Source organism: Halomonas sp. 707B3 (assembly GCF_024158645.1).
Taxonomy (GTDB): Bacteria; Pseudomonadota; Gammaproteobacteria; order Pseudomonadales; family Halomonadaceae; genus Vreelandella; species Vreelandella lionensis.
Genome location: NZ_JAMZBE010000171.1, coordinates 1 through 6915 on the forward strand (window position 1 = coordinate 1; position 6915 = coordinate 6915).

Annotated in this window: 8 protein-coding genes; 7 read left to right on the forward strand and 1 reads right to left on the reverse strand. The window is 58.0% G+C overall.

Features of this window, described 5'->3' with window-relative positions; translation table 11 throughout:
* On the forward strand, positions 1 to 416 hold a 416-nt coding region (locus tag BIS10_RS16330; protein ID WP_253506791.1), incomplete at its 5' end, for an NUDIX domain-containing protein.
* A 6-nt stretch (positions 417 to 422) separates the two neighbouring features.
* Here the strand turns inward: BIS10_RS16330 and BIS10_RS16335 are convergent.
* Positions 423 to 734, reverse strand: a complete 312-nt coding sequence (locus BIS10_RS16335) for an NGG1p interacting factor 3 protein, NIF3 (protein WP_044627897.1) — start codon at positions 732 to 734, stop codon at positions 423 to 425.
* Positions 735 to 858: 124 nt separating this feature from the next.
* Here BIS10_RS16335 and BIS10_RS16340 point away from each other — a divergent pair, with 124 nt between their 5' ends.
* The 6 genes from BIS10_RS16340 to BIS10_RS16365 form a co-directional block, all read left to right on the forward strand.
* A complete protein-coding gene (locus tag BIS10_RS16340) occupies positions 859 to 1812 on the forward strand; it encodes a sugar-binding transcriptional regulator (RefSeq protein WP_253506794.1) in 954 nt (317 codons plus the stop codon).
* A gap of 164 nt (positions 1813 to 1976) precedes the next feature.
* Complete coding sequence (locus BIS10_RS16345) at positions 1977 to 3299, forward strand: sugar ABC transporter substrate-binding protein (protein WP_253506797.1); 1323 nt, start codon at positions 1977 to 1979, stop codon at positions 3297 to 3299.
* A 77-nt stretch (positions 3300 to 3376) separates the two neighbouring features.
* On the forward strand, positions 3377 to 4267 hold the full coding sequence (locus BIS10_RS16350; protein ID WP_062359322.1) for a carbohydrate ABC transporter permease: 891 nt from the start codon (positions 3377 to 3379) through the stop codon (positions 4265 to 4267).
* Between the two features lie 32 nt (positions 4268 to 4299).
* Entirely contained in the window at positions 4300 to 5151 is an 852-nt protein-coding gene (locus BIS10_RS16355; protein ID WP_159341468.1) for a carbohydrate ABC transporter permease, read from the forward strand.
* A gap of 11 nt (positions 5152 to 5162) precedes the next feature.
* Entirely contained in the window at positions 5163 to 6320 is a 1158-nt protein-coding gene (locus tag BIS10_RS16360) for an ABC transporter ATP-binding protein (protein ID WP_253017011.1), read from the forward strand.
* A partial coding sequence (locus BIS10_RS16365; protein ID WP_253506800.1) for an HAD family phosphatase occupies positions 6317 to 6915 on the forward strand: 599 nt, incomplete at its 3' end. The genes BIS10_RS16360 and BIS10_RS16365, both read left to right, overlap by 4 nt.

Sequence of the window (6915 nt, forward strand, 5' to 3'; positions counted from 1 at the left end):
GCTCCAAAGTGCTGCTCTGCAAGCGAGCAATCTCACCCCGAAAAGGCTACTGGACGTTACCGGCGGGGTATATGGAAAACGCCGAAACCACCCAGCAGGCTGCCACGCGAGAAACCTGGGAAGAGGCGTTTGCCGAGGTCACTTTAGGCGGTCTATACACGCTGATTGATCTACCGCATATCAACCAAGTGTATATGATTTTTCTTGCCGACTTGATAGGTGGCTTTGGCCCCGGGCCAGAGAGCTTGGAAGTGGCGCTGTTTGAGGAGCACGAGATCCCTTGGGATGCGCTGGCTTTTCCTACCATTGAGCGCACGCTGCGCCACTACTTTGCCGACCGTGAAAACGCTGTGTATCCGCTGCATATCAGCAAAATCACGCCTGAAGATCGCGAGCGCTATGTAGGTAGCGCCTAGCTTTTTCTATAGGTCGGCAAGCTGCCATACGTCGTAGGCGACTTCTTCATAAGGGTGCGCCAGCTTGAGCGCGGCAATGGCAGCTTGAATATGTTCGTCGGCGCAGACCAGCTCGACTTTGAACTCCTCAACGGTTTCCAGCTTACCGATCTGACCAATATGTGGCTCTGCACCATCGAGAGGACGAAACTGACCAGTACCACGCGTTTGAAAGCAGGTGTGTTCGTAATCGCCAATCCGCCCCGCGCCGGTTTCAAATACGGCGTTTTTAACGCTTTCAGCACTTTCAATGGGAACAAAAAATGCGAGCTTATACATAATCAGAGGCCTCCCTTGGGTAATGACGTAACGCTGTACTGCCAATGTTAGCGGATAGCACACTACTGGTCTTGGCGCAGGCTTTGTATGATGACGTTTTTCAATATAAGCGGCGAACCAACCCATGGATAAGTTTGAAGTAAAGCTTGATCAAGCCGCGAGGGCTGCCTGGATGTCCTATGTGGGTGGGATGACACAAGACGAAATTGCCACCCAGCTTGGCGTTTCCAGGCCCGGCGTGCAGCGTTTGCTGGCGCTGGCGCGGCAAGAGGGGCTGGTAAAAGTGCATATCGACCACCCCATCTCAACCTGTATGGCGCTGGGCAGCGCGTTGCGCGAGCGCTTTCAGCTCACCTACTGCGATGTGGTGCCTGCGGACACCCAAGCCCCCGAAAGCGGCGCGTACTATCTGGCCGTGGCAGGAGCTGAACGCATTGCGCGGCTGGTGGAGCGCAGCGAGCCGCTGACGCTCTCGCTGGGTACCGGGCGCTCGGTGCGCGCAGCGGTGGAAGCGCTAAGCCGTGTGGAGCGGCCACAGCATCGCTTTGTCTCGCTGGTGGGCAACGTGGCAAGGGATGGCTCCGCTAACCGTTATGATGCGGTAATGGTGCTGGCGGATAAAACCGGTGGAGAACGCTTTTTGTTGCCTGCCCCCGTGGTGGCGGAGTCGCTTGCGGAAAAAGAGGCCATGCTCTCACAGCGCTTGTTCAAAGCGATTGCCGATGTGGCGAGAGAGTCAGAGGCTGCCTTTATCGGGATTGGTCGTATTGACCGCCAAGCCACGCTTTTCCAAGACCACTTCATTAGCGAAAGCGAGCTGGATGAACTGCTGGGCCGCGAAGCGGTGGGGGAGCTACTAGGGTGGCCGCTGAATCGGCGTGGGGAGGTGATTGATTGCTCGATTACCCGGCGTGTTACCAGCCTGCCGCTGGAGCGTTTTGGGAAGCACCTCATGGTGGGGATTGCCGGTGGCCGGGATAAAGCGCCTGCCATCTTAGCCGCGCTGCGCGGTGGCTGGCTGAAGGGGTTGATTACCGATGAAATTGCGGCCAGACATATCGTTGCAGCCATTGAATGAACGCTGGCTTCGCAGCTGCAATATGCAAGTAATTGAATAAATTAGCGTAAAGTCTAACGCTCCAGGCTTTGCTTTTTTTTGGCTTGCATACGATCATTTGTTCGGTTGATGATCAATAAGATCAAGGCAACAACAATGCCAATATTTGCCAAGAGGAGTGCTGTATGCGTCTCGCGCGTCATTTGCCCGTCACGACCCTAGCGGCTGCCATTGCGCTGGCTGGTCAAGCCCAGGCTCAAACTGAGATCACCGTCGCGACGGTGAACAATAATGACATGGTCATTATGCAGAGCCTGACCGATGCCTTTGAGCAAGCGCACCCGGATATCACGCTGGACTGGGTGGTGCTTGAGGAGAACGTGCTGCGTCAGCGCATGACCACGGATATTGCCACCGGCGGTGGGCAGTTTGACGTGATGACCATCGGCACTTATGAAGTGCCCATTTGGGCGGAACGCGGCTGGCTTGAGCCGCTGGACAGCCTGCCCGATGACTACAACGAAGACGACCTGCTGGCATCGGTACGCGACGGCTTAAGCCTGGACGGCACGCTGCACGCCCTGCCGTTCTATGCGGAAAGCTCGATGATGTATTACCGCACCGATCTGTTTGAGCAGGCTGGTATTGAGATGCCCGAGCAGCCCACCTGGACACAGGTGCGTGACTGGGCCGAACAGCTCCATGGTAGCGAAGAGGGCCTTGCGGGTATCTGTTTGCGAGGCAAGCCGGGCTGGGGCGAGAACATGGCCTTTGTCTCGACGCTGGTGAACACCTTCGGCGGCCGCTGGTTTGATGAGCAGTGGAACCCGGAGCTGAACTCTGAGGCGTGGAATAACGCGATTTCGTTCTACGTAGACCTGCTCAGCAACTACGGCCCGCCAGGCGCCAGCTCCAACGGCTTTAACGAGAACCTCGCGCTCTTCTCACGCGGTAACTGCGCCATGTGGGTCGATGCTACCTCGGCGGCAGGCAAGCTCTACGATGAGAGCGAATCCGACGTAGCCGGTACGCTTGGCTTTGCACCCGCGCCCATCGCGGAAACTCCCAAAGGTTCCCACTGGCTGTGGTCTTGGGCACTGGCTATCCCAGCCTCCTCTGAGCATAAAGAGGCAGCTCAAGCGTTCATTACCTGGGCTACTTCTGAAGAGTATATCGAGCTTGTCGGTGAGACTAACGGCTGGACCAGCGTACCGCCGGGTACTCGTGAATCCACCTACGCTAACGAGCAGTACACCTCAGCTGCTCCGTTTGCTGGCTTCGTACTTAACGCCATTAAAGAGGCCGACCCCACCGACTCTAGCCTGGAGCCGAACCCCTATGTGGGCGTGCAGTTTGTGGGTATTCCTGAGTTCCAATCGATTGGCACTCAGGTAGGCCAAACCATTGCGGCGGCGCTGACCGGCGATACGTCGGTTGAGCAGGCGCTAGATAGCGCCCAGCGTGCTACTGAGCGCACGATGCAGCGGGCGGGCTACATCGAACGTTAATGCACTCCTGCGCCTGCCCGGCCACGGGCAGGCGTTTTCGGTGGTTCTCGCAGGTCTGTTTTCTTGCAGGTATTTCCATGAATAGAACACGTGCTTCTGGCCGTACGGTCGGCGGGCTGAGAACGCTTTCGCTTCAAGCGCCCGCCGTAACGCTGCTCCTGCTCTGGATGATTGTGCCCCTAGGCATGACCATCTGGTTCTCTTTCCAGCGTTACAACTTACTGATGCCCGAGATGACCGGCTTCGCCGGGCTGGAAAACTATGAGTACCTGCTGACCGACCCCGCGCTATGGTCGGCCATGGGCACCACGCTGCTGCTGGTGGGGTGGGTGCTGGTGATTACCGTGGTGGGCGGTACGCTCTTAGCGGTTCTGTTTCAACAGGATTTTGCCGGGCGGGGCATTGCCCGCGTATTGGCGATCTCTCCCTTCTTTGTCATGCCAACGGTGAGCGCGCTGGTATGGAAAAACATGATGATGCACCCCTCTAACGGGGTGTTGGCGTGGTTAGCACAGTCGCTGGGGCTTCCTGCGCTGGACTGGTTCTCATCGCTACCGCTGACCTCCATCATCATCATCGTCTCGTGGCAGTGGCTGCCGTTTGCGCTACTGATTCTGCTGACGGCGATGCAATCGCTGGATGAAGACCAAGTGGAAGCCGCACGGATGGATGGCGCGGGGCCGCTGGCGATTTTCTTCTTTATCACGCTACCGCACCTAAAGCGGGCGATTAGCGTGGTGATCATGATTGAAATGATCTTCCTGCTGACGATTTTTGCCGAGATCTTTGTCACTACCTCCGGAGGGCCTGGGCTCGCCACCACCAACTTGGCTTATTTGATCTACATCCAAGCGCTGCTGGATTTCGATGTGGGCATGGCCTCGGCGGGTGGGGTAATTGCCATCATTCTGGCCAATATCGTCGCGATTTTCCTTGTCCGTATGGTCGCTAAGAACTTAGAAGACTGACCCCGGCACCAGGGCGTCTTGGGAGCATTTCAATGACAACTCATCGTAATAGCGCACCAGCACATACTCGCTCGTTGCCCATCCGGCAACTGGTATTGACCCTGTTGGGCTGGTCGATCGCGCTGATTATCTTTTTCCCTATCCTGTGGATGGTGCTGACCGGTTTTAAAACCGAGACGGCGGCGATAGCCGACCCCAGCTTTATCTTTTCGCCCACGCTGGAAAGCTATCAGGAGGTGCAGGCACGCTCGGGCTATGCCCGTTTCGCGCTGAACAGCATCGCGGTGGCGTTTGGCTCTACGTTTTTAGCGCTGCTCATCGCTATTCCTTCGGCCTATGCCATGGCTTTTTTGCCCACTAAGCGCACCAAGGGCACGCTACTGTGGATGCTCTCCACCAAAATGCTGCCGCCGGTGGGTGTTCTGGTGCCTATCTACCTGATTTTCCGCGATGTCGGGCTGCTGGACACCCGTACCGGGCTGATCATTATTTATACCTTGATGAACCTGCCCATCGTGGTGTGGATGCTCTACACCTTCTTTAAAGATATGCCCAAAGACATTCTCGAAGCGGGCCGGATGGACGGTGCCTCCACTCTGCAGGAAGTGTTCTTCCTGCTACTGCCGCTGACCCTGCCAGGGATTGCGTCGACCGGGCTGCTCTCGGTGATTTTGAGCTGGAACGAAGCGTTCTGGAGTCTCAACCTCACCTCGTCGAAAGCCGCGCCGTTGACCGCCTACATTGCCTCGTTCTCAAGCCCCGAAGGGCTGTTCTGGGCCAAGCTGTCGGCGGCATCTACCATGGCCATCGCCCCCATCCTAATCCTCGGCTGGATGACCCAAAAACAAATGGTGCGCGGCCTGACCTTTGGCGCCGTCAAGTAAAGGAGTTCCCCATGGCAACCTTACAACTCAAGAACATTACTAAGCAGTTTGGCGACACCAAGGTCATCAAGGGCATTGATCTCGACGTTAACGATCGTGAGTTCGTGGTGTTCGTTGGCCCCTCGGGCTGCGGTAAATCCACGCTGATGCGCATGATTGCGGGCCTGGAGAGCGCCAGCGACGGCGATATTCTCATCGATGGCAAGCGCATGAACGAGGTGGGCCCCGCCGACCGCGGTTTGGCGATGGTGTTTCAAAGCTACGCGCTGTACCCGCACATGACCGTTGAGGGCAACATGGGCTTCAGCATGCGCTTGGCTGGGGTGCCCAAAGAGGAGCGCCGCGCCAAGGTGCTGGAAGCTGCCAAGATCCTTCAGCTTGAGCCGCTGCTGGATCGCAAGCCCAAAGCGCTGTCCGGCGGGCAGCGCCAGCGGGTGGCGATTGGCCGAGCGATTGTGCGCAACCCCAGCATCTTCCTGTTCGACGAGCCGCTCTCCAACCTAGACGCGGCGTTGCGGGTGCAGATGCGTATCGAGCTGGCGCGGCTGCATGAAGAGCTGGATGCCACGATGATTTACGTGACCCACGACCAGATAGAAGCCATGACCATGGCCGATAAAATCGTCGTACTACACGATGGCGTGGTGGAGCAGGTGGGTTCGCCCATGGCGCTCTACCACCACCCGCGTAACCGCTTTGTGGCAGGCTTTATCGGCTCGCCCAAGATGAATTTCTTCAGCGTCGAACAGCAGTCCATTGGCGATGATGGCGTCACCGTGCGCCTGCCCGGCGGGCGGCCCTGCACTATCCCTGTGGCGGGTGAACAGCTCGCCAGCGATGAAGCGCTGGAGCTGGGTATTCGTCCTGAGCATCTACAGCTGGATGAAAACGGCCCGCTGAGTGGGCAGATTAAAGTGTTGGAGCGCTTAGGCGGGCAGACCTCGCTGTACGTGCAGATGGGCGAGCTACTGATCACCATCATGGCCGATGGCGACGTGGCCTATCGGGTGAACGATACCGTGCAGTTTGGCTTTGCCGCCGAGCGTGCTCACCTGTTCGACGCCCAAGGATTGGCGCTAGAGAGCCTGTCACAGCACCCGCTGGCCAGCCTGACCCGCCAGGATAACCGTGCGGCGACTGAGCCTGCTGCGCCAGGGGCGCAGGTATGAAAGCGCTGATTTTTGATTGTGACGGCGTCCTGGTGGATAGCGAAGCCCTGGCAGAAGAGACCCTGGAAACTCACCTTGGGCAGTGGCTGCCGGATCTGGATATTCCCACGCTGCTCAGCCAAGCCCTGGGCATGACGACCGCCGACATCCTTAAGCACTTGGCGCAGTTAAGCCGCCATCAGCTGCCGCCCGATGCCTCCGAGCGGGTCGATAGCGCCATAGAAGCGCGTCTGGCACGAGAACTTACCGCGATTGCAGGGGTTCACGACGCCGTTAGTAGTCTCGATTTACCTAAGGCCGTGGTCTCCAACAGTCGCCGCTGCCGCGTATTGGCATCGCTTGCAACAACGCAGTTGGAAGAGGCGTTGGGCGATGTGCCGATTTTCACGGCCGAGCAGGTCGATAACCCTAAACCGGACCCGGCGATTTACCGCTTGGCGGCGCATGAGCTTGGCTGCCCGCCCAGCCGCTGCCTAGTGGTTGAGGATAGCGTGGCAGGCGTTACCGCTGCCCATGCCGCCGGCATGCGGGTGATTGGTTTTGTGGGCGCCAGCCATATCGACGACGAGCAGCCTAACCGCCTGCTCGCGGCGGG